17 protein-coding genes and 4 tRNA genes are annotated in these 22,415 nt (G+C 38.5%); 18 read left to right on the top strand and 3 right to left on the bottom strand.

Translation table 11 applies throughout. From position 1 onward, the window contains the following. Window positions 1-28: 28 nt before the first annotated feature. The 16 genes from ACFX4G_RS16400 (at window position 29) to rlmH (ending at window position 13,825) form a co-directional block, all read left to right on the top strand. The gene (locus ACFX4G_RS16400; protein WP_025752414.1) at window positions 29-2,002 is read left to right on the top strand and encodes a DHH family phosphoesterase; all 1,974 of its coding nucleotides are present in this window, start codon (window positions 29-31) and stop codon (window positions 2,000-2,002) included. Continuing rightward, window positions 1,999-2,448, top strand: coding sequence for a 50S ribosomal protein L9 (gene rplI, locus ACFX4G_RS16395; RefSeq protein ID WP_013059910.1), 450 nt, complete (start codon window positions 1,999-2,001; stop codon window positions 2,446-2,448). The genes ACFX4G_RS16400 and rplI overlap by 4 nt, the downstream gene beginning before the upstream one ends. A 116-nt stretch (window positions 2,449-2,564) precedes the next feature. Next, window positions 2,565-3,929, top strand: coding sequence for a replicative DNA helicase (gene dnaB, locus ACFX4G_RS16390; RefSeq protein WP_013059909.1), 1,365 nt, complete (start codon window positions 2,565-2,567; stop codon window positions 3,927-3,929). A gap of 187 nt (window positions 3,930-4,116) precedes the next feature. Continuing rightward, on the top strand, window positions 4,117-5,403 hold the full coding sequence (locus tag ACFX4G_RS16385; RefSeq protein WP_013085553.1) for an adenylosuccinate synthase: 1,287 nt from the start codon (window positions 4,117-4,119) through the stop codon (window positions 5,401-5,403). 168 nt (window positions 5,404-5,571) lie between these two features. Continuing rightward, window positions 5,572-5,644 (top strand) — tRNA-Lys (locus tag ACFX4G_RS16380). A gap of 15 nt (window positions 5,645-5,659) precedes the next feature. Further along, window positions 5,660-5,731: transfer RNA gene (locus ACFX4G_RS16375), tRNA-Glu, on the top strand. 35 nt (window positions 5,732-5,766) lie between these two features. Then, window positions 5,767-5,842, top strand: a tRNA-Asp gene (locus ACFX4G_RS16370). Between the two features lie 4 nt (window positions 5,843-5,846). After that, window positions 5,847-5,919 (top strand) — tRNA-Phe (locus ACFX4G_RS16365). 262 nt (window positions 5,920-6,181) lie between these two features. Further along, window positions 6,182-6,889 carry a response regulator YycF gene (gene yycF / locus ACFX4G_RS16360; protein WP_013085552.1) on the top strand — a complete coding sequence of 236 codons (708 nt, stop codon included), beginning with the start codon at window positions 6,182-6,184 and terminating at the stop codon, window positions 6,887-6,889. A 6-nt stretch (window positions 6,890-6,895) separates the two neighbouring features. Further along, window positions 6,896-8,803: a cell wall metabolism sensor histidine kinase WalK gene (walK, locus tag ACFX4G_RS16355; RefSeq protein ID WP_097824955.1), complete on the top strand. Its 1,908-nt coding sequence runs from the start codon at window positions 6,896-6,898 to the stop codon at window positions 8,801-8,803. Then, window positions 8,794-10,161 carry a YycH family regulatory protein gene (locus tag ACFX4G_RS16350; RefSeq protein ID WP_028409756.1) on the top strand — a complete coding sequence of 456 codons (1,368 nt, stop codon included), beginning with the start codon at window positions 8,794-8,796 and terminating at the stop codon, window positions 10,159-10,161. The genes walK and ACFX4G_RS16350 overlap by 10 nt, the downstream gene beginning before the upstream one ends. Next, entirely contained in the window at window positions 10,148-10,927 is a 780-nt protein-coding gene (locus ACFX4G_RS16345; RefSeq protein WP_097824953.1) for a two-component system regulatory protein YycI, read from the top strand. Before ACFX4G_RS16350 ends, ACFX4G_RS16345 begins: the two co-directional genes overlap by 14 nt. A gap of 18 nt (window positions 10,928-10,945) precedes the next feature. Then, window positions 10,946-11,740, top strand: a complete 795-nt coding sequence (locus ACFX4G_RS16340; RefSeq protein WP_097824952.1) for an MBL fold metallo-hydrolase — start codon at window positions 10,946-10,948, stop codon at window positions 11,738-11,740. A gap of 57 nt (window positions 11,741-11,797) precedes the next feature. Continuing rightward, window positions 11,798-13,030 carry a S1C family serine protease gene (locus ACFX4G_RS16335; RefSeq protein WP_097824961.1) on the top strand — a complete coding sequence of 411 codons (1,233 nt, stop codon included), beginning with the start codon at window positions 11,798-11,800 and terminating at the stop codon, window positions 13,028-13,030. A 73-nt stretch (window positions 13,031-13,103) separates the two neighbouring features. Then, complete coding sequence (locus ACFX4G_RS16330) at window positions 13,104-13,262, top strand: CxxH/CxxC protein (protein WP_013059901.1); 159 nt, start codon at window positions 13,104-13,106, stop codon at window positions 13,260-13,262. An 83-nt stretch (window positions 13,263-13,345) separates the two neighbouring features. Continuing rightward, complete coding sequence (gene rlmH, locus ACFX4G_RS16325; RefSeq protein WP_043977590.1) at window positions 13,346-13,825, top strand: 23S rRNA (pseudouridine(1915)-N(3))-methyltransferase RlmH; 480 nt, start codon at window positions 13,346-13,348, stop codon at window positions 13,823-13,825. Between the two features lie 169 nt (window positions 13,826-13,994). Here the strand turns inward: rlmH and ACFX4G_RS16320 are convergent, their stop codons facing one another. Both ACFX4G_RS16320 and ACFX4G_RS16315 read right to left on the bottom strand, forming a co-directional pair. After that, entirely contained in the window at window positions 13,995-14,993 is a 999-nt protein-coding gene (locus ACFX4G_RS16320) for a tRNA dihydrouridine synthase (protein ID WP_014457691.1), read from the bottom strand. Between the two features lie 409 nt (window positions 14,994-15,402). Further along, complete coding sequence (locus ACFX4G_RS16315) at window positions 15,403-17,301, bottom strand: PhoX family protein (RefSeq protein ID WP_318331360.1); 1,899 nt, start codon at window positions 17,299-17,301, stop codon at window positions 15,403-15,405. A gap of 523 nt (window positions 17,302-17,824) precedes the next feature. On the opposite strand from ACFX4G_RS16315, the gene ACFX4G_RS16310 reads away from it, so the two are divergent. Together ACFX4G_RS16310 and ACFX4G_RS16305 are read left to right on the top strand one after the other, a co-directional pair. Continuing rightward, window positions 17,825-19,024 (top strand): class I SAM-dependent rRNA methyltransferase, encoded by a 1,200-nt coding sequence (locus ACFX4G_RS16310; RefSeq protein ID WP_377575714.1) that lies wholly within the window; start codon window positions 17,825-17,827, stop codon window positions 19,022-19,024. 279 nt (window positions 19,025-19,303) lie between these two features. Then, window positions 19,304-20,737 carry an anion permease gene (locus tag ACFX4G_RS16305; RefSeq protein WP_043977584.1) on the top strand — a complete coding sequence of 478 codons (1,434 nt, stop codon included), beginning with the start codon at window positions 19,304-19,306 and terminating at the stop codon, window positions 20,735-20,737. A 28-nt stretch (window positions 20,738-20,765) separates the two neighbouring features. Here ACFX4G_RS16305 and ACFX4G_RS16300 read toward each other — a convergent pair whose 3' ends face one another. After that, window positions 20,766-22,217 carry an alpha-amylase gene (locus ACFX4G_RS16300; RefSeq protein WP_014457695.1) on the bottom strand — a complete coding sequence of 484 codons (1,452 nt, stop codon included), beginning with the start codon at window positions 22,215-22,217 and terminating at the stop codon, window positions 20,766-20,768. Window positions 22,218-22,415: the final 198 nt, after the last annotated feature.

Here is a 22,415-nt window from a genome sequence, read left to right as displayed (position 1 = left end):
GAACTTAAAAAAGTAGGAGCTGAAATGGATGCCTGTCTTTACAAAAAAGAACGTCATTCGCTATCCATTTTACTCATTGTATAGTATAGCTCTGATTTTAGTAGGTATCGTGACCTATCATAATTGGATCATAGGAATGATAGGCTTTATATTACTATTAGCCTGTCTTTTTCTATACATGAGAATGGAGCGAATGCTGTCCGATGAGTTTGAAACCTATATTTCAATGCTGTCTCATCGGCTGAAAAAAGTAGGCGAAGAGGCATTAATGGAAATGCCGATTGGGATTATGCTGTTTAATGATGAATATCAAATTGAATGGACCAATCCTTTTCTAGCATCTTGTCTCGGTGAAGACACACTAGTGGGAAGATCATTATACGATGTAGCCGAAAGTATTATTCCACTGATCAAACAAGAAGTGGAAACAGAAGTTGTCACGTTGCATGATCGGAAATTTAAAGTGGTGATTAAACGAGACGAGCGCTTACTGTACTTCTTTGATATTACAGAGCAAATAGAAATCGAAAAATTGTATGAAGAAGAACGAACAAGTTTAGGTATTATCTTTTTAGATAATTATGATGAACTAACGCAAGGAATGGATGATCAAGTTAAAAGTAACTTGAATAGCCAAGTAACCTCTATGTTAAATAGTTGGGCTCAAGAATACGGTATTTTTATTAAACGTACGTCTTCCGAGAAATTTATTGCGATTATGAATGAACAAATCTTAATTCATTTAGAGCGAAGCAAATTTTCTATCTTAGACCAAGTTCGAGAAGAGACGTCTAAACAAAATATACCGCTTACATTGAGCATTGGTATCGGAGCTGGTGCTGCTGATTTACCTGAGCTGGGTGCTTTAGCTCAATCTAGTTTGGATTTGGCCTTAGGTCGAGGTGGAGATCAAGTAGCAATTAAACAGCCGAATGGAAAAGTGAAATTCTTTGGGGGCAAGACAAACCCAATGGAAAAACGGACGCGCGTGCGTGCAAGGGTTATTTCTCACGCGTTAAAAGAGCTCATTACAGAGAGTGGAAAAGTGATTATCATGGGTCATAAGTATCCGGATATGGATGCTGTAGGAGCTGCTATTGGGATATTAAAAGTAGCGCAAGTCAATCAGAAAGACGGTTTTATCGTATTAGATCCTGATCATATTGATACAGGTGTTCAGCGAATGCTAGAAGAGATTAAAAAGAAAGAAGGCCTGTGGGAACGATTTATTACGCCTGAAGAAGCCTTAAATCTTGTGAGTGATGATACTCTTTTAGTAGTAGTAGATACGCATAAGCCGTCGCTCGTTATTGAAGAAAGGTTATTAAATCGTATTGAAAATGTCGTGGTCATTGATCATCATAGACGAGGAGAAGACTTTATCGAAGATCCTCTTCTTGTCTATATGGAGCCATATGCTTCCTCGACAGCAGAACTCGTTACTGAGCTTCTTGAATACCAGCCAAAACGATTTAAAATTGATATGCTAGAAGCAACAGCACTTTTAGCCGGTATTATTGTCGATACAAAAAGCTTTACATTACGCACGGGATCTCGTACGTTTGATGCAGCGTCCTTTTTACGTTCTCAAGGCGCAGATACGGTTCTTGTTCAAAAGTTTTTAAAAGAAGATATCACGCAATATGTACAGCGAGCACGCTTTATTGAACATGCAGAGATTTATACAGCAGGTATTGCTATTTCACGAGCTGAACCAAACAAAATGTATGATCAAGTGTTAATTGCGCAGGCTGCAGATACGCTGCTTTCAATCAGCGGAGTGGTTGCTTCGTTTGTTATTTCTAAGCGACGGGATAATCTAATTGGCATTAGTGCTAGATCGCTTGGAGATATCAATGTACAAGTTATTATGGAAAGTCTCCAAGGCGGAGGCCATTTAACGAATGCTGCTACTCAGCTTCAAGACATTAGTTTGGATGAAGCTGAAGAACGGCTTAAACAAGCAATTGATGAGTACTTAGATGGAGGTAAAAAATCATGAAAGTAATTTTCTTAAAAGATGTAAAAGGAAAAGGCAAAAAAGGTGAAGTGAAAAATGTTTCAGACGGTTATGCACATAACTTCTTATTAAAAAATGGTTATGCTGTTGAAGCTACAGGCGGTAATGTGAAAGTATTAGAAGCACAAAAAAATAGAGAGCAAAAAGATGCAGCTGCAGAACTTCAAGCAAACAAAGAGTTAAAAGCAACTCTTGAAGAACTAACAGTTGAATTAACAGCAAAATCTGGTGAAGGTGGCCGTTTATTCGGTTCTATCACAAGCAAACAAATTGCTGAAGAATTAAAGAAAAAGCACAAAATTAAAGTAGATAAGCGTAAAATTGAATTAAATGATGCAATTCGCGCATTAGGCTACACAAATGTACCGGTTAAATTACATCCGGAAGTAACGGCTACGGTAAAGGTACACGTGACTGAACAAAAATAAACGTAAGATTGAGAAATAAGTAAATAATATAAAGGGTTGGCGCGGACTTGTATTTGTTCGCGCCAACATTTATGATGAAAGAAAATACTGAAAGAATATAAGAGGGGCATAGAAATATGAGTGATCTTTTTGCTGATCGTCTTCCGCCTCAGAATATTGAAGCAGAGCAAGCGCTATTAGGGGCCATTTTCTTAGAGCCTTCTTCTTTAACCTTAGCATCTGAACTGCTAATACCTGAAGATTTTTACCGGGCATCGCACCAGAAAATCTTTACATGTATGCTGAAACTTTCTGACCAAGGTGAACCGGTTGATTTGGTAACGGTAACGTCTGAATTAGCTGACCAAAAAATCCTAGAAGAAGTTGGCGGCGTATCGTATTTAAGTGATTTAGCTAACTCTGTTCCAACGGCTGCAAATGTAGAGTATTACGGTAAAATCGTAGAAGAAAAGTCGATTTTACGCCGTTTAATTCGTACTGCAACGCATATTGCTTCAGAAGGATATGCAAGGGAAGACGAAGTGGAAGTTTTATTAAATGAAGCGGAAAAAAACATTTTAGAAGTAGCACAGCGTAAAAACAGCGGTGTGTTTCAAAATATCAAAGATGTACTTGTACAAACGTACGATGATATCGAAGTTCTTCACAATCGAAAAGGTGACATTACAGGTATCCCAACCGGGTTTAGTGATTTAGATAGAATGACAGCAGGGTTCCAGCGAAATGATTTAATCATTGTAGCGGCCCGACCATCGGTAGGTAAAACGGCTTTTGCCTTAAATATTGCGCAAAACGTTGCAACGAAAACGGATGAGAACGTAGCCATCTTCAGTTTAGAGATGGGGGCTCAGCAGCTTGTTATGAGGATGCTGTGTGCCGAAGGAAATATTGATGCACAAAGGCTGCGTACAGGTTCGCTTACAGCTGATGACTGGGGAAAGCTCACGATGGCAATGGGATCTTTGTCCAATGCAGGGATTTATATTGATGATACACCGGGTATTCGTGTAGGTGAAATCCGTTCTAAGTGCCGTCGCTTGAAACAAGAAGGCGGGCTTGGGATGATTTTAATTGACTACTTACAGCTCATTCAAGGAAATGGACGAAGCGGAGAAAACCGACAGCAGGAAGTATCTGAAATTTCTCGTGCGTTAAAAGCTTTAGCTCGTGAATTAGAAGTTCCTGTTATCGCCTTATCACAGCTTTCCCGTGGAGTAGAGCAAAGACAAGATAAGCGGCCAATGATGTCTGATATCCGTGAATCCGGAAGTATTGAGCAGGATGCCGATATCGTAGCTTTCTTATATCGTGAAGACTATTATGAAAAAGATACAGAAAATCAAAATATTATCGAGATTATTATAGCCAAGCAGCGTAACGGTCCAGTTGGAACCGTACAGCTTGCCTTTGTAAAAGAGTACAATAAATTCGTTAATCTCGAGCGGCGCTTTGATGACGCAGGAGTGCCGCCTGGTGCATAAAACCTCTCAATATGAGAGGTTTTATTTTATTGTTATCGTATTCGTTCCGCAAAATACGATATATTTGTAATAACTTTTGTTAAATCGTTCGGATTTAATTGACTTTAGTGTGATAAATTGATACACTTATCCATGGTTAAATTATGTCGTAGTGAGCTGTTGCTTACTAAGCGGAGGTGCTTAAGATATGTCTTCAGTCGTTGTAGTAGGAACACAATGGGGAGATGAAGGAAAAGGGAAGATTACAGACTTCCTATCAGAAAATGCAGAAGTGATTGCACGTTACCAAGGTGGGAACAATGCAGGTCACACAATTAAGTTTAATGGTGAAACTTATAAGTTACATTTAATTCCTTCAGGTATTTTTTATAATGACAAAACGTGTGTAATTGGAAACGGTATGGTTGTCGATCCAAAAGCGCTTGTTCAAGAATTAAAATACTTACATGATCGCGGTGTAACAACAGAAAACTTACGTATTAGTAACCGAGCTCATGTGATTCTTCCATATCATTTAAAATTAGATGAAGTTGAAGAAGAACGTAAAGGTGAAAATAAGATTGGTACAACGAAAAAAGGTATTGGACCAGCTTATATGGATAAAGCAGCACGTGTTGGTATTCGAATTGCCGATTTACTAGACCGTGAAGTATTTGAAGCAAAATTAACACAAAACTTAGCTGAAAAGAACCGCCTTCTTGAAAAAATGTATGAAGTAGAAGGCTTTACATTAGAAGAAATTTTAGATGAGTACTATGAGTATGGTCAACAAGTTGCAAAATATGTTGTTGATACATCAGTAGTATTAAATGATGCGTTAGACGAAGGACGTCGTGTACTATTTGAAGGCGCACAAGGTGTTATGTTAGATATCGACCAAGGAACATATCCATTTGTTACATCTTCAAACCCAGTAGCGGGTGGAGTAACAATTGGTTCTGGTGTAGGTCCATCTAAAATCAAACACGTTGTAGGTGTATCAAAAGCATATACAACTCGTGTTGGTGACGGTCCTTTCCCAACTGAATTAACAAACGAAATCGGTGATCAAATCCGTGAAGTAGGACGTGAATATGGTACAACAACTGGTCGTCCTCGCCGTGTAGGTTGGTTCGACAGTGTAGTTGTACGTCATGCTCGTCGCGTTAGCGGAATCACAGATTTATCTTTAAACTCAATTGATGTATTAACGGGAATTGAGACATTAAAGATTTGCGTAGCTTACCGTTATAAAGGGGAAGTTATGGAAGAATTCCCTGCTAGCTTAAAAACACTTGCAGAATGCGAACCTGTATATGAAGAGCTTCCAGGTTGGACAGAAGATATTACGGGTGTGAAAACATTAGATGAGTTACCTGATAACGCTCGCCACTACTTAGAGCGCGTGTCTCAATTAACAGGTATTCCTTTATCTATTTTCTCTGTAGGTCCAGATCGTACACAAACAAATGTATTACGTGGTGTATATAGCTAAATAAAAAAGGTTAGCTCCTCGTGAGCTAACCTTTTTTATTTATAATTGGTGCTTTGTTAACAAGATTTTTTAAAAAAGCTCAATAATAAAAAGAAAGTTTTAAAAAAACTATTGCATTCATATGAAATATCATGTTATTATAATAAGCGTCGCTAAGAGATATAACATGAGCCATTAGCTCAGTTGGTAGAGCATCTGACTTTTAATCAGAGGGTCGAAGGTTCGAGTCCTTCATGGCTCACTTTTGTTACAACGTGGCCCGTTGGTCAAGCGGTTAAGACACCGCCCTTTCACGGCGGTAACACGGGTTCGAATCCCGTACGGGTCATTTTTAATATTTTTAATACATAGCATATAGACTGAGGTCCCGTGGTGTAGCGGTTAACATGCCTGCCTGTCACGCAGGAGATCGCGGGTTCGATTCCCGTCGGGACCGCCATTTTGGCTCGGTAGCTCAGTTGGTAGAGCAAAGGACTGAAAATCCTTGTGTCGGCGGTTCGATTCCGTCCCGAGCCATCAAAAAGCATGACTTTATTTAAAGTCATGCTTTTTTCTTTTATTTACATTTAAAAGAAAACGTTATTTGCTTTGTATCTCTTTTGTGGTAATATATTACTTTTGTATTTAGAGATGGTTGAAAATCATATATCTTCATGTATAGTAGAGGATGAACTTGTGACGTTTCAAGGGTTATCAAGTATAATAAAACTACGGTATTCAAACAGTATGAATACTATCTTTTATATTTTGCTTCAACTAATAAAGGAGAACGATGATCATGGATAAACGTATTTTAGTCGTAGATGACGAAAAGCCGATTGCAGATATTTTAAAGTTTAATTTGCAAAAAGAAGGTTACGAAGTATTTTGTGCTTATGATGGCGTAGAAGCACTTGAAAAAGTGGAAGAAGTACAGCCTGAAATGATTTTATTAGATATTATGCTTCCTCAGAAAGATGGAATGGAAGTTTGCCGAGAAGTGCGCAAAAAATATGATATGCCAATTATCATGTTAACAGCAAAAGACTCTGAAATTGACAAAGTTTTAGGTCTAGAATTAGGTGCAGATGATTATGTAACTAAGCCGTTTAGTACGCGTGAATTATTAGCACGTGTAAAAGCTAATTTACGTAGACATCAGCAGGTAGCTGTTCCAACGGAAGAAAGCGAAACGAATGAAATTACGATTGGAGCACTTGTTATTCACCCAGATGCTTATATCGTGTCTAAGCGCGGAGAAACGATTGAACTGACTCACCGTGAATTTGAGCTGCTGCATTATTTAGCGAAGCACATTGGACAAGTCATGACGCGTGAACACTTGCTTCAAACTGTATGGGGTTATGACTATTTTGGTGATGTGCGTACGGTAGATGTAACAGTTCGAAGATTACGTGAAAAAATTGAAGATAATCCAAGCCATCCAATGTGGATTGTAACAAGACGTGGAGTAGGCTATTATTTACGCAGCCCAGAGCAGGAGTAATTTTAGATGAAGAAAGTAAGGCTCCTGCAATCTATTCATTTAAAGTTTGTATTGATTTATGTGCTGCTCATTTTAATTGCGATGCAAATTATTGGGGTCTATTTTGCACGACAATTAGAAAAAGAATTAGTTAACAACTTTCGAACGTCTCTTCAAGAGCGGACAGACTTGCTGACGTATAATATTGGACAAGAAATGGTGAAAAATCGTGATGATGATTCACCCACTCTTGAGGAAGACTTAAAGACTATTTTACGAGATTTTGCTTCAAGACCCAATTTAGCTTCAAATGATATGAATGACATCTCTGAAGTAAGAGTCATTGACCAAAATAGAAGAATCATTGCTACATCGAACTCAAATCCTCAACAGATCATAGGTAAAAAGACTAATGATTTAGCGATTACAAATGCGTTGTTAGCAGGAACAAACTCTGATAATGTATTTGTTGATCAAAGCGGACAGCGAATCAGAGTTATGATACAGCCTATTCGTTTACAGGATAAAGTAGGTGCCAGTCAATCAAATTCAACTAATAAAAATGGAAAAGTTCAGTCTAGCGAAGAAATCTTAGGTGCTATTTACTTAACAGCTTCCATGGAGCCTGTTTACGATCAAATGAGTAATATCAATCAGATCTTTAAAGCAGGGACGGTAATTGCTCTTTTTATTACAGCTATTTTAGGCGTGTTTTTAGCTCAGACGATTACTCGTCCAATGTCTGAAATGAGAAAACAAGCACTTGAGATGGCCAAAGGGAATTTTACGAGAAAAGCTAAGGTATACGGGTATGATGAGATTGGTCAGCTAGCTCTCACATTCAACAACTTAACAAGAAAGCTTCAAGAAGCACAGGCAACTACAGAAGGGGAGCGCCGTAAGCTTAGTTCAGTATTAGCTCATATGACGGACGGCGTTATTGCGACGGATCGAAAGGGAAGAGTAATTTTAATTAATGATCCAGCCGCAGCTATGCTAAATGTTTCACGTGAAACGGTTTTATCTGACCCAGTTGTTTCCCTATTAGATCTTGAAGAAACGCATACGTTTGAAAGCTTGCTCGCTAATCAAGAGTCATTAATTTTGGACTTTAGTACAAAATCGGATCCTTTTATTTTAAGAGCTACCATTTCCGCTATTCAAAAAGAGACCGGTTTTATTAACGGAATTATCATTGTCTTGCATGATATTACAGAGCAGGAGAAAATTGATCAAGATCGCCGAGAATTCGTAGCGAATGTTTCACATGAATTGCGTACGCCGTTAACAACGATGCGCAGTTATTTAGATGCGCTTGCAGAAGGAGCATGGGAAGATAAGGACTTAGCTCCAACATTTTTAAATGTAACGCAAACGGAAACAGAACGAATGATTCGTCTCGTTAACGACTTGCTTCAATTATCTAAGCTAGATAGCCAAGACTACCGATTTAGTCGTGACCCAATCAATTTTGTGAAGTTTTATCATTACATCATTGATCGCTTTGAAATGACAATTGAACAAGGTATTTCGTTCGTGCGCGACTTGCCAAATGAAGCAATCTATGTCGCTATCGATCAAGATAAAATTACACAAGTATTAGATAACATTATTTCCAATGCAATAAAATATTCACCTGAAGGCGGAACCATTACATTTTCAATTGCTCAGCATACGCATGAAATTGTTGTGAGCATTAAAGACCAAGGTATGGGAATTCCAAAATCAAATTTAGCTAAAATTTTCGAACGCTTCTATCGTGTAGACAAAGCACGAACGCGTAAATTAGGCGGAACAGGATTAGGGCTTGCTATTGCCAAGGAAATTATTGAAGCACATGATGGACGTATTTGGGCAGATAGTCAGGAAGGAAAAGGAACAACGATTTACTTTACTCTTCCTATTGAAAGTGAGAATGATGACGAATGGGAATGAGGTATGAACATATCAAAACGGCCATCTTAGTTGTTCTCGTCGCTTCCAGTTTAATTATGACGTATCATATATGGACGTATCAGCCTTCTTATAAGGTCATTTCAAAAAATCAACATTTGCAGGAAGTTGAAGTCAGTTCAAAAAGTAAAATAGAAGATCATATTCTTCCAACAGAAGTTCTCTATCATCGAAACGATAATCACTACATGTCTCACGACGAAGATGATGTAAACAAATGGGTAAATGAAATGAAAAAGTGGAAATTTTCGAATGTGACGGACGTTTCGGATGCTATTTCTCCTGATGGATTTTTAAATTATGTCCATGGAAGTAATTCTATTGAAGTGTTGTATCCAGACGCGCTGCCTTTGAAAACATTTCAACAGCTTTTTTCATTTTCTCAAACGTCTTTGCCTAATCAAACATTTGACCGTGTACTCATTAAAATTAAGCGTACACCTTCCTTTTTCGTGAGTGTGTATCTTGTGAATTATGAGCAAAAAAAGATTTATTCGGTTACAGTCAAGAATTTGGCCAAAGATGATATCAAAGAATTAGAAGATAAGATGAAACGTACGTATGCCCCGAGCTTTGTATATAAAGAAAACAAAAATCGGTATATCTTCCTTCCGGAAAACAATATCACGATGAATAGTGAAGTCTACTATACGAGCATGAGGCATTTAGATATTGAAAAATATAAGGAAGCGCTTTTTAACAACCCAGACTATGCACGGAAAGAAACGTCTACAAACCGAGATGTCTACACCGAAGGTACAAAAGTGATTAATGTTAATACGAAGACAGATGTGATGGAATATGTGAATCTTGTAAATTCCACGACCGAAGTAATGGAAGATTATAATTTAATAAACCGCAGCTTTAGCTTCGTTAATGACCACGGCGGCTGGACGGAATCTAATTACAGGTTCAACAGCTGGAATCGTATTACAAAAGAAATTAGCTATCGTTATTATAAAGATAACTATCCAGTGTACAGCAATCAGGGAATGACTGAAATATATCAAAGATGGGGAAATGCGGAGATTTTAAATTACCGTCGTCCTCTTTATCGTTTTGTGAGAGTACAGGATTCGAGTGTAGAAAAGCTGCAGTCATCTCAAAAGGTGATTCAATTAATTGAAAAACACCAAAACTTTGACCCGAATCTGTTAAAAGATATTTCAATAGGCTATCAGCTAGAAGAAGTCTCCCAGCAGCCAAAAACCGGTGAAAAGACGGTTGAGTTTAATTCTAACTCTGTCAAACTCGTTCCTTCTTGGTTCTATTATTATAATAGTAAGTGGTATCGAATTGCACCGCCGACCGAAGGAGGCGATAACGATGGATTGGAATAGAACAAAAACCATCTTTATTTTCACTTTCTTGATCCTTAATATTTACTTAGGCTATCAGATTTTTAAGACTCATCAAGAAGATCAGTACTCTCTATTTGTAGAGTCGAGCGTTGAAGAACAATTAACGAGTGAAGGCATTGAATATAAACATTTACCTATAGATGTGAAAGAAGCTTCATCGCTAAATGCTAAAAGTAAGCTGTTTAAAGAAGAAGACTTGAAAAAGCTGAAAGAGCAAAAAGCAGCGCTGCTTGAGGAAAAAACAATTCGAAGTGTACTAGACAAACCTTTTTCAGTACCTGAAAAAAGTCCCGAAGCAAAGCTAAGTCAATTTCTAAAACGGTATGTGCTCTCGGGTAAAGATTATGAGCTATGGAATGTTAATAAAGAGAAAAAAACAGTTACATTCTTTCAACAATATAAGAAGCATAAAATCTTTGATAATGAAAATGGCATGATTATTGCTCATTTAAATGATAAAGGTGAAATTATTTCGTATGAACAAACAATGCTAGGTTCTGTGAAAACGTTAGATGATGAGCAGGATGTTTTAACGCCTTTAAAAGCATTAGAAAATTTGTTTTTGAAGGGTGAATTGAAAAAGAAAGATTCTGTAACAAAAGTAGAGTTTGGGTACTATACGTTTGATCTGCCGCTACTAAATTCTCAAGTTTTAGCACCAACTTGGCATGTTATTGTAAATGGAGATACGAGTTATTTTGTAAATGCCTTTGAAGGGCAGATTATTAAAAAAGGAAATAAATAAGTATTTGGAGTGAGATAAATGAGCCTGCATTTCAGCGTGCTAGCGAGTGGGAGCACAGGAAATGCGATTTTAGTAAGTGATGGAGAACATTCCTTACTAGTTGATGCAGGGCTGAGCGGAAAACAAATGGAAGCTCTATTTCAACAAGTAAATCGCAATATCCCAGATTTATCAGGAATTTTAGTGACTCATGAACATAGTGACCATATTAAAGGACTAGGTGTTCTGGCACGTAAATATAAGCTCCCTATTTTCGCAAATGAAAAAACGTGGAACGCAATGGATGGCTTGATCGGCAACATTGATACGGAACAGAAGTTTCACTTTGAAATTGGCCAAACGAAATCGTTTGGTCAATTGGAAGTGGAGTCTTTTGGCGTTTCGCATGATGCTGCAGAGCCTATGTTTTATGTCTTTCATCAAGGACCTAAAAAATTAACCCTTATTACGGATACCGGCTATGTAAGTGACCGCATGAAAGGTACGATTAAAAATAGCGATATGTACGTATTTGAAAGCAATCATGACGTTGAAATGCTGAGAATGGGGCGCTACCCTTGGAGCATTAAAAGACGAATTCTAAGCGACGTGGGACATGTATCAAATGAAGACGCGGCTCTTGCAATGGCAGATGTGATTGGAGATCAAACCAAACGCATTTACTTAGCGCATTTGAGTCAAGACAATAACATGAAGGAAATTGCCCGCATGTCTGTTGCGCAAGTGTTACAACAGAAAGACATCAGTGTAGAGGACAATATTCTCCTATGTGATACAGATCCAAAAAGACCAACTGATATTGTTTATGTATAGTCTCTAGAAAGGAAGCGAAAAATAACTTCATTTAGTACGTGAATGCAGACATTCACGATGATAAATGAAGGGTTCGGTGATAGTGTGGAACATTATGATGAAGGCCAAGAGCCAAATAGTCGGCCGCCTAAACGCCGCAGAGGATATTTCGCTTCTGCTCTGATTGGAGCTATTATAGGTGCACTTATTGTACTGCTTCTTATGCCAGCCTTGGTGAGGAACGGGATTTTGCCATACGGATGGATGGATGATGAAAATGGAGATGAACAAACAGGGTCTACCATTCAAAAATCAGTATCTCTTGACGTCACTACGGCCGTCACAAAAGCTGTTTCTGAAGTCAATGCAGCAGTTGTAGGAGTTGTAAACATTCAGAACTCTGAAAGCTTTTGGAATGATGAACGAACTGATGCCGGGACGGGCTCAGGTGTTATTTACAAAAAGCAAGGCAATAAAGCTTATATTGTGACAAACTATCATGTCATTAAAGGCGCTAACGAAATTGAAGTGAGCTTCAGTAACGGTACAAGAGTATCGGCTAAAATTCTTGGCAGCGATGATTTAATGGACTTAGCAGTTCTTGAAATTGACGCAGGCCACGTGACAAAAGTCGCTACCTTCGGAAATTCTGATAAGCTTAAAGCTGGTGAACCAGTGATTGCGATCGGAAACCCGCTAGGCCTTCAATTTTCTGGCTCCGTTACACAAGGAGTTGTCTCAGGGGTTAACCGTGTCATTCCTCAAGATTTGAATGGCGATGGAAATCCTGATTGGCAATCAGAAGTTATTCAAACAGATGCCGCCATTAACCCTGGTAATAGCGGGGGTGCTCTTGTTAATATTGATGGTGAATTAATCGGTATTAATTCCATGAAAATTGCCCAAGAAGCAGTAGAAGGCATTGGTCTTGCGATTCCAATCAACATGGCTAGACCCATTATTAATGACTTAGAACGATATGGTGAAGTCAGACGTCCATATCTTGGAGTTAGTACACTATCATTAAGTGAGGTATCAGGGTATCATTTAAAAGAAACCCTTAAGTTACCGCATGATGTAGTAAACGGAGTCGCTGTTCTAAAAGTTGAGCCAGGTTCGCCAGCCGCTAAAGCCGGATTAAAGGAATATGATGTGATTGTTGAGTTAGATCACAGCAAAGTAAGGGACATTGCGACACTTCGCAAACACCTCTACATTGAAAAAGAAATTGGCGATAAAATGAACGTAACGTTCTATCGAGACGGCAAAAAGAAATCCACAGAAGTAAAATTAACGCGTCAAATGAAGTGAAAGAAAAGTTATCCACAGGGGATAAACTCCTGTGGTTTTTTAATGAAAAGAATAGAGAAAGGAAGATAAATACATGAAGATATATTGCTGTTTAGAACATACAGAACTAGCGCTGGATGTAATGGTAGATGAGATTGAGCTAGCGCCGGTTTTTGAAAAAATAGAAAATTCCACTGACAAAAAAAGCTGTGAATATTGTGACAATGAAGCTGTATATGTAGTAGGGAACTGATATTCTTATACAAAATGTGGATACAGCATGTGGATATGTGGATAATATCTGTGGATAAGAGATAAAGGAGAGGAGAATAGCCTGTGAATATCTCTATTATAACCATTGGAAAGCTAAAAGAAAAATACTTAAAACAAGGCATTCAAGAATATTTAAAGCGTTTATCAAGCTATGCAAAAGTAGAAATTATTGAGCTTGCAGATGAAAAAGCGCCAGAAAACTTAAGTGAATCTGAAATGGAACAGGTAAAACAAAAAGAAGGAGAGCGCATCTTAGCGAAAATCTCAGACGATACTTATGTGATCGCATTAGCTATTAACGGAAAACAAAAGTCTTCCGAGGAACTCGCAAAAGAAATTGATTCATTAGCTACCTACGGAAAAAGCAAAGTAGCGTTTGTCATTGGCGGGTCGCTTGGTTTAAGCAGCGAAGTAATGAAACGCTCAAACGCAGCCCTTTCTTTTTCAAAGATGACGTTTCCTCATCAGCTTATGCGCCTAGTATTAGTAGAACAGATTTACCGAGCTTTTCGTATTATTCGAAATGAACCTTATCATAAATAGATCGTGTGGATATTTTTTCATTAAAAGCTGAGGCAGAAGGAAATGTAAAACCTTCTGCCTCAGCTTTTATCATATGTGGATAAATAGCATACGTCTATAAAAAAGAACAAGAGGTTCTTCTCTCCGATAAAATGTTAGAACAATTGAGTTTAAGCAAACGAGATCTTATTTAAGAAACAGAAAAACCTTCGTCTTCTTTCACTCCAGCTCTGTCTTTAAACTCATCAAGCAACGCACGCACTTCGTCAGTTGTTTCCGTGCTCATGAGTAGATTTCTTAATTCACTTGCACCGCGGAATCCGCGAACGTAAATTTTGAAAAAGCGTCGAAGCGGTTTGAAAGGGCGCGGCTCTAATTCTTCAGAATACTTATCATGAAGATCTAGCTGCAGGCGAAGAAGTTCTAATAGCTCTTCGCTTGTGTGCTCTTTCTTTTCTTTTTCAAACGCAAACGGATTATGGAAAATCCCGCGTCCAATCATGATTCCATCAACGCCATACTTTTCAGCAAGTTCAAGACCTTTCTGGCGGTCAGGAATATCACCGTTAATTGTTAGTAGCGTATGAGGCGCAATTTCGTCACGAAGCTTCTTGATCTCCGGAATTAACTCCCAGTGCGCGTCAACATCGCTCATTTCTTTTTTCGTACGAAGGTGAATAGAAAGGTTCACGATATCCTGTTCTAAAATGTGCTTCAGCCAGTCGTACCACTCGTCAACTTGCGTATAGCCAAGACGAGTCTTTACGCTTACTGGAAGCCCTCCAGCTTTGGCTGCCTGGATAATCTCAGCCGCAGTATCTGGACGGCGAATCAGACCAGAACCTTTTCCATTTCCTGCAACGTTCTGCACAGGGCAGCCCATATTAATATCAATGCCGCGAAATCCCATTTCAGCCATGCCGATACTCATTTGACGGAAGTACTCAGGCTTGTCTCCCCAAATGTGCGCAACGATTGGCTGTTCATCATCTGTAAACGTCAAACGTCCTTTTACGCTATCTTTTCCTTTCGGATGGCAGTAGCTTTCCGTATTCGTAAACTCTGTAAAAAATACGTCAGGTCGTGCTGCTTCGGTCACAACATGGCGAAAAACGACATCCGTCACAGCTTCCATCGGTGCCAAAATAAAAAACGGACGCGGCAACTCATGCCAAAAATTATCTTTCATCTTATATCTAAACCCTTTCTCTTAGGGAAAACATCTTCCCAAAATTAAAAAGTGTAATTTCTTTTATAAGGTTGAATGTCAGTATAAACTTCAACCAATATATACTTTAATGGTATGGAACGAAAAGTGCAAGGGAACGAGTGGTTTTGTTTTGCTGGAAATACTTATTGAAACAACTTTTATATCTAGTATTAGTGGGGTGTAAGCAATTAAAAGCAAGCTTGAAGGCATGTACCGGATACCCGCGAATAAATATCCTAAAGCATTTGGTTTGTGTGTAGGCACTTTCTCCAAGGATATTATAAAGTATTCACCATAATTATGATTACGATAAACGATTTTATAAATAACTTCGACTATATAAAAAACCACGTCTGTCACTGCACAACAGACGTGGCTTCATTACGTATTAATGCTTTTTGTAAGGAGCGCCGTCCTTAGAAGGCAGTCCAGAAATGTATCCGACACCACCAGTTTCTTGAATGCCGATGCTTTCTTTCATTGCATTAGCTAGCTCTTCTTTATCAACAGCGGTAATATTTTTGTCGCTGATGTCCTCGCCCGGGTGCTGATAGTTGCTTAGTACGTAGCGAGAGTTTTGAATGTTTTCTACTGCACGAAGTCCTGTTGCTTCTGCTCCCACTGGAACTGAAAGGATGCGTGATAGTTTTTTAGTTTTTACATTATAAGCCCATACGAAGTTGTTTGTATGCAGTGAGCTGTCTTCTCCGATAAACAGTGTATTTAAGTCATTTGAATACGTAAGGTTGTCAGGGTTGGCAATTTTATTTGGGTCCGCTGTATTACCGTATGCATCTGCTTTTTCTAGATCTTGTCCAATCAGTAGCCCTTCCATGCTTGCAGGAACGTAGCGACTGTTAATCTTGCCGTTTGCTTGGTCTTTTTGATGCGATCCTAAGTTCAGCTGGTAGGTCACACCAGACTCTAATTTTGGAAGCTGGATATCATCTTGTACAGCGCCAGATTCTTTTAGCATGGCACTATTTTGGTAAGAAATAGCCATATACGCTTTTTTGTCTTTTTTGTTAACCGTTAGTCCTTCCATCTTGTTGAATTCAGATGTTGCACCTAAAATTGCACCGTATCGGCGTGATTCTAAAAAGGCAGCTGCTTTTTCCATACCAGGCTTTACTTTTAGGTATTCAACTTTTTTACTTGCAGCGGTTTTCACAGCTTTAAATCCTTTTTTAGGCTGGTCAGCTGTTTCAAAAATATCACTAAATTTTGTGCCTTTGTCGATTATTGTTTTCACTTCATTGTCTGTTGCATGGCCAAGCTTAATCCACTGAAGGTCGCCTTTACCTCCATTTTCTGTGCTCGTTTGTTTAAACTTTGCCGCATAAAGAGTTCCTGCTGAGAAGTCTTTTTCCTTATCTGCTACATACATAAACATCATGGTATTAGACCCATCGTCTCCAAAAAGAGCGGTTTTGTTATCTGGAAGTACCTGCATCATTTCGTGTGAAAAACGGCCTGTGCTGTAATGTTTTACGACGGATGCATGGCCGCTTTCATCCACTGAAATTTCTGGAATCCAGCCGTAGTAGTAAGGATTTGCTTTTGACGTGTCGCCGAAATAAAGCTTAGCGAAGTTCGTGACGTCTTTATAAGAGCTGGATGAAGGATCTTCAAAAGCACGTGCATCGGGCTCATATTCTTCTGAACCAAGGTGAGTACCCCAATCCGTTGTAGAGCCATTACACGGCGTCCATAAACCATTTACATTGGAAAAATCAATTTTTTTAGCATGGTTGACCGTTAATTTTCCTGTTTTATCATCTCGGTCAACTTGTGTAAGCGTCATTGAAGCGGGAAGACCGGAAATCTCTTTTCCAGCATTATTAACAGATTCATATTCATAATGTGAAATAATATAAGACTTACCGTTGATGGTGATAAAGCTGTTTGAATCCGGTGCGTCTGATACGTACGGTGATGGCTTATCAGGAACGCTTCGGTCAATAATCGGATCCCCGTTTGCATCGATCGGTGTACCTGCGGCGATTAATTCCCCTTTATTATCGACAATTTTATCTTTTGAAAGAAAGAGCTGGTTATAGTTAAGCGGCGTTTCTTCAACGCTTCCATCTTTATACGTTACTTTTACAGATGCCTCTGTATACGTTTTAATCATATTTTCAATCGTAGTAGGTGCTTTCATTGGCTGAAACTCGACGCTTTTGATTTGTTTTGGATGTTGAACTGGGTGATGCTCTGCTGCAAAAGCAGAAGCGGCACTAGAAGCTAAAAGGGTGAGAGATAGTCCAAGAGATACTCGTTTTTTCATGGTTGATAACCTCCAAATTGTATTCATACACTTATTAAATCATTTGATTGTTGAGGAAATATAAAGAGAAGCGCTGGATTTGTTGAGCTGTTGTTAAGAACGTTGAACATTTATATGACAAGTTTAACTAGAAGTTATTCAGCTATCTTTCAGAATTTGTTCAGATAGCATTCAGCCGGGCTTCACAGTGCATTCATGTGCCGCTCTTACAATAAAGACATAGCTAAAGGCGACAAGAAGCGCTTTGGCTCGTACAGCAAAATTGAAAGGTATTTTAGCAGAAAAAAACGTCACTCAGTTCGATGCTTATACGGGGCAAGAGTGCTCATAATTTTTTATCTTGAAACATAAAACATACATTTCATTTTTTATTCATATCAAGCAGAGGGTGTTTCAAGGCATCCTCTGCTTTTCTATTTATAACTAGAAACGGGGCTGTTTATCTATGTTAAGATAAATGTAGATTATTGTTGTAAAATGGATAGAACTAGAATGAAATAAATTAAATAGATAGGGTGTACACATGAGAAAAGAAGTACAAGTTATAGCCAAAGAAGCTTTTATTAAAAAAGTGAACAAGGGTTATCCACTCATTGAAAAAGATGCGCTTGTTGATGGTCATAAACTGCAAGAAGAAGGGGTTATTATTAACTTAGTCACTCCCAAGAATCAATTTTTAGCCAAAGGCTATTATGGAAAACAAAACAAAGGCTACGGATGGATTCTTACGAAGAAGAAAAATGAGCAAATTGACGCGGCGTTTTTTGCTAGAAAAATTCAGCAAGCTATTTCATCTCGTCATGACTTTTATGCGTCTGAAGACACAACTGCTTTTCGCGTATTTAATAGTGAAGGTGACGGAATCGGCGGCTTGATTATTGATTATTATGACGGATATTACGTCATGAGTTGGTATAGTGAAGGAATTTATCAATTTAAAGAATACGTCATTGAAGCCTTAAAGTCTGCGCCTAACTTTAAAGGGCTGTACCAGAAAAAACGTTTTAACGTAAAGGGTCAGTATATTGAAGAAGATGATTTTGTAGCAGGGGATAAAGGTGAATTCCCTTTAATTATAAAAGAAAATGGTATTCGTTTTGCCGTTTACTTAAATGACGGAGCGATGGTGGGAGTCTTTTTAGATCAGCGAGACGTCCGTAAAACGATTCGAGATAAATATGCAAAAGGAAAGACCGTGCTAAATATGTTTTCGTATACAGGCGCATTTTCAGTGGCGGCCGCTCTTGGAGGAGCTGCGAAAACAACAAGTGTCGATTTAGCCAATCGCAGCTTGGCTAAAACAATTGAGCAATTTAGTGTAAATGGAATTGATCACGAAGCACAGGACATTATCGTAGAAGATGTTTTCAAGTATTTTAAATATGCGGTCAAGAAGAACATGACCTTCGATCTTGTGGTGCTAGATCCGCCGAGCTTTGCCAAGTCGAAAAAGCATACGTTCAGCGCGGCAAAAGACTACAAAGATTTATTAAAAGAAGCTATTGCTCTTACAAAGCCAAATGGTGTCATTGTAGCATCTACGAACGCAAGCAATTTTGATATGAAAAAATTCCATTCGTTTATTGAAAAAGCTTTTAATGAAAAAGGAGAACAGTACAAAATGATGGAGCAGTTCGCTCTTCCAGCTGATTTTAAAACAATAAAAGAATTTAAGTCAGGTAATTATTTAAAAGTCGTGTTTATTCAAAAAGTAAATCGCTAAATGCAAGGCTGCATGATGAATTCATGCAGTTTATTTATTTTTAAAAAAATAACGCTTACAAGCTATTTTGAAGGGAATAAAATGAAGGTAAGAGATAAATATTGTCAATATATATGATAAAATAATAAAGGAATTATGCTCAACACTTCACAATTTTACAATATCATCCTTACGAAACGTATTTTTACAATTATTTTATTTTAAATGGGATAAGTATTGAGTACGAAGTGGAAAGAGCATACTATTACTATTATTTAAAAACATGAAAGGAGAAAGATTATGGCTGAAACAACAAAAAAGCCTGCCGGCGAAGTGAAATTTATTCCTTTATTAATTTGTCTGGCAATCGGACTTATTTTATGGTTTATTACACCTCCGTCCGGACTTGATTTGAAGGCTTGGCACTTATTCGCTATTTTTGTGGCTACTATCGTAGGGCTTATCATTAAACCATTGCCATTGGGCAGTGTAGCTATTTTATCTTTAACCATTATTGTATTAACTAATACATTAACACTTGAACAATCGCTCAGCGGTTTTCAAAATACGACGATTTGGTTAATCGTTATTGCATTCTTTATTTCTAGAGGTTTTATTAAGACTGGTCTAGGAACAAGGGTTGCCTATATCTTCGTTCGTTTGTTCGGTAAAAAGACGTTGGGACTATCGTATTCTCTTATCGTAAGTGACTTACTTTTATCACCTGCAATGCCGTCTAATACAGCACGAGCTGGAGGAATTATTCTTCCAATCATTCGTTCTTTATCCGAAACATACGGATCGAGAACTGGCGACGGTACGGAGCGCAGAGTCGGTGCTTTCTTAACAAAAGTATCGTTTCAAGGAGATATGATCACATCCGCTATGTTCGTAACAGCAATGGCGGCCAATCCTCTTGCGGTTAAAATGACGGAACAAATTACAGGCAAGACTATTTCATGGGTTGGCTGGGCAGCGGCTGCAATCGTACCTGGAATTATTAGTTTAATCGTTATTCCGCTCGTTATTTATAAGCTGTATCCGCCAGAATTAAAAGAAACGCCGGAAGCATCTGAAATTGCAGCAAAAAAACTAAATGAAATGGGTCCGCTAAAGAAAGAAGAATGGTACATGATTGGCGTATTTTTACTTCTTCTTGTGCTGTGGATTTTTGGCGCTAATTTAAATATTAATGCAACAACAACTGCTTTTATTGGTCTATGTGCGCTGCTTTTAACGCAAGTGTTAAGCTGGTCGGACATCAAAAAAGAACAGGGAGCATGGGATACATTAGTCTGGTTTGCTGTTTTGGTTATGATGGCAACTTTCTTAAATGATCTAGGCATGATTCCTTGGTTCAGTGATCTGATGAAAGGCACTGTTAGCCATATGTCTTGGATGACGGCGTTGATTGTATTAGCTATTGCATATTTTTATTCTCACTACTTTTTTGCGAGTAACACGGCTCACGTCAGCGCTATGTACGCAGCATTTTTATCTGTCATCGTGGCCGCTGGTGCGCCTCCGTTACTGTCAGCATTAATTTTAGCGTTCTTTAGCAATTTATTTGGCTGTTTAACTCACTACGGAAGTGGACCGGCACCGGTGTTCTTCGGTAGTGGCTATGTAACGCAGCAAAAATGGTGGTCGCTCGGCTTTTTAATTTCAATTATTCATATTATCATTTGGATTGGAATTGGCGGCTTGTGGTGGAAACTGCTAGGTCTATGGTAAAAAACAGTGGCGCAGGCCACTGTTTTTTTTATGCTTCAGCCCAAACGGATACAGAGCCGCCATTTACAGGGAACTGTCCGTAGCCATCTTCTTCAATCACAACTTGGTCCTCTCGGTTGTTTGTGAAGTCGATCCACGTTTGTCCACTTCGGTGTTCGCCGACGAACATTCTCTTTTCGCCATCTTCACCGTTTGACATCACCACAGCGCATCCAGACTTCTCAAATTCCTCTACACCATGCCTTACCCATCCAATAGTATTCGGGTGATCAAAATAATCGTCTTGCTGGCCGTATGCTTTGTCATAGCGTACATGCAAGAGAGCGGAAATATCTTTTTCTTTTCCTTCAATTGGGTGCTCTCCGCCTATCCCAAAATAGTCTCCGTAAAACACACAAGGATAACCGTCTTCACGAAGTAAAATTAGAGCGTAAGCACTCTGTTTGAACCAATCTTCTACCCAAGATTCTAAAGATTCATTTGGCTGAGAGTCATGGTTATCTACAAATGTGACAACATTCAAAGGGTGAGTCTTGACTAATGTATCATCAAAAATCGTGGTTAAATCAAAATCTCTTCCTTGCTGAGAGGCTTCATGCAGTTTATAGTGCAGCGATACGTCAAACAAATCGATTTGATAATCAATCACGTCTAGGAATTCCTGACAGGCTGTTAACTCTGGATTCCAAAACTCTCCCACAAAATAAAAGGGCTTTTCTTGAGAAGAGGACAATTCGTGGGCAAACTCTTTAATAAAATCGTGGTTAATATGTTTAATGGCGTCTAATCGATAACCGTCGCACTGCAGAGTGTCTGCTAACCATTTTCCCCATTTGATCATTTCTTCTCGAACTTCAGGATGATCGTAATCAATATTCGCAAACATTAAATAATCGTAGTTGCCAAACTCTTGATCCACGTTTTCGTTCCAGCTTTTGTTTTCTCCGGCAATACGAAAAACGCCTTCTTTTCCATTTTTATCATCGTAATCAGTGCCGTTAAAATGATTAAAGTTCCATTTGAAAGAAGAATATTGATCGCCGCGCCCTTCAAATGTAAACTTTGTCCACCCTTCAATTTCAAAAGGTTCAGAAATTTCTTCTGTTCGGTTCATGGGGTCCACTTCAATGACGTGGAACGTTTCTTTTTCATCTGCTGCAGCTTTATGGTTCATTACAATATCCACATAGACATTAATTCCATGATTATGACAGGCATCAATCGCTTCATGCAGCTCTTGCTTGGTTCCATACTTTGTACGAACGGTTCCTTTTTGATCAAATTCGCCAAGATCGTATAAGTCGTAAACGCCGTAGCCATTATCCTCTGATGAAACACCTTTTGTAACCGGGGGAATCCACACGGAATCAATTCCTTGTTCTTTTAGTTGAGGAGCGAGCTCTTTAAGGCGTTGCCAATGCTCGCCATCAGCTGGCACATGCCATTCGAAAAATTGCATAATTGTATGATTCCGTTCCAAGTTAAATCATCCTCCTTTTAAATAAAAAGATATAATCGCTCACGGATAGTTCTTTAGAATCAAATGAGGAATTGATTATATTTTTTCTTTTAACGTTCCTGTTATCCCTATTCTTTAAACCTTTTTCAACATATGAAGCTTAAGAAAATCTTAAGATTTCCCCTTCCTTTTTCTTAAGAAATGCAGTTTACAATAAAA

Origin of the sequence: Priestia sp. YIM B13486 (assembly GCF_042787865.1) — a bacterium.
GTDB classification, from domain to species: domain Bacteria; phylum Bacillota; class Bacilli; order Bacillales; family Bacillaceae_H; genus Priestia; species Priestia megaterium.
The sequence above is the reverse complement of the archived record's forward strand: the minus strand, read 5'-3'. Positions and strand labels throughout refer to the sequence as shown.

Coding starts and splice junctions, on each gene's coding strand:
- ACFX4G_RS16400 (WP_025752414.1), top strand. CDS start 29: ATGCCTGTCTTTACAAAAAAGAACGTCATTCGCTATCCATTTTACTCA.
- rplI (WP_013059910.1), top strand. CDS start 1,999: ATGAAAGTAATTTTCTTAAAAGATGTAAAAGGAAAAGGCAAAAAAGGT.
- dnaB (WP_013059909.1), top strand. CDS start 2,565: ATGAGTGATCTTTTTGCTGATCGTCTTCCGCCTCAGAATATTGAAGCA.
- ACFX4G_RS16385 (WP_013085553.1), top strand. CDS start 4,117: ATGTCTTCAGTCGTTGTAGTAGGAACACAATGGGGAGATGAAGGAAAA.
- yycF (WP_013085552.1), top strand. CDS start 6,182: ATGGATAAACGTATTTTAGTCGTAGATGACGAAAAGCCGATTGCAGAT.
- walK (WP_097824955.1), top strand. CDS start 6,896: ATGAAGAAAGTAAGGCTCCTGCAATCTATTCATTTAAAGTTTGTATTG.
- ACFX4G_RS16350 (WP_028409756.1), top strand. CDS start 8,794: ATGGGAATGAGGTATGAACATATCAAAACGGCCATCTTAGTTGTTCTC.
- ACFX4G_RS16345 (WP_097824953.1), top strand. CDS start 10,148: ATGGATTGGAATAGAACAAAAACCATCTTTATTTTCACTTTCTTGATC.
- ACFX4G_RS16340 (WP_097824952.1), top strand. CDS start 10,946: ATGAGCCTGCATTTCAGCGTGCTAGCGAGTGGGAGCACAGGAAATGCG.
- ACFX4G_RS16335 (WP_097824961.1), top strand. CDS start 11,798: ATGATAAATGAAGGGTTCGGTGATAGTGTGGAACATTATGATGAAGGC.
- ACFX4G_RS16330 (WP_013059901.1), top strand. CDS start 13,104: ATGAAGATATATTGCTGTTTAGAACATACAGAACTAGCGCTGGATGTA.
- ACFX4G_RS16320 (WP_014457691.1), bottom strand. CDS start 14,993: ATGAAAGATAATTTTTGGCATGAGTTGCCGCGTCCGTTTTTTATTTTG.
- ACFX4G_RS16315 (WP_318331360.1), bottom strand. CDS start 17,301: ATGAAAAAACGAGTATCTCTTGGACTATCTCTCACCCTTTTAGCTTCT.
- ACFX4G_RS16310 (WP_377575714.1), top strand. CDS start 17,825: ATGAGAAAAGAAGTACAAGTTATAGCCAAAGAAGCTTTTATTAAAAAA.
- ACFX4G_RS16305 (WP_043977584.1), top strand. CDS start 19,304: ATGGCTGAAACAACAAAAAAGCCTGCCGGCGAAGTGAAATTTATTCCT.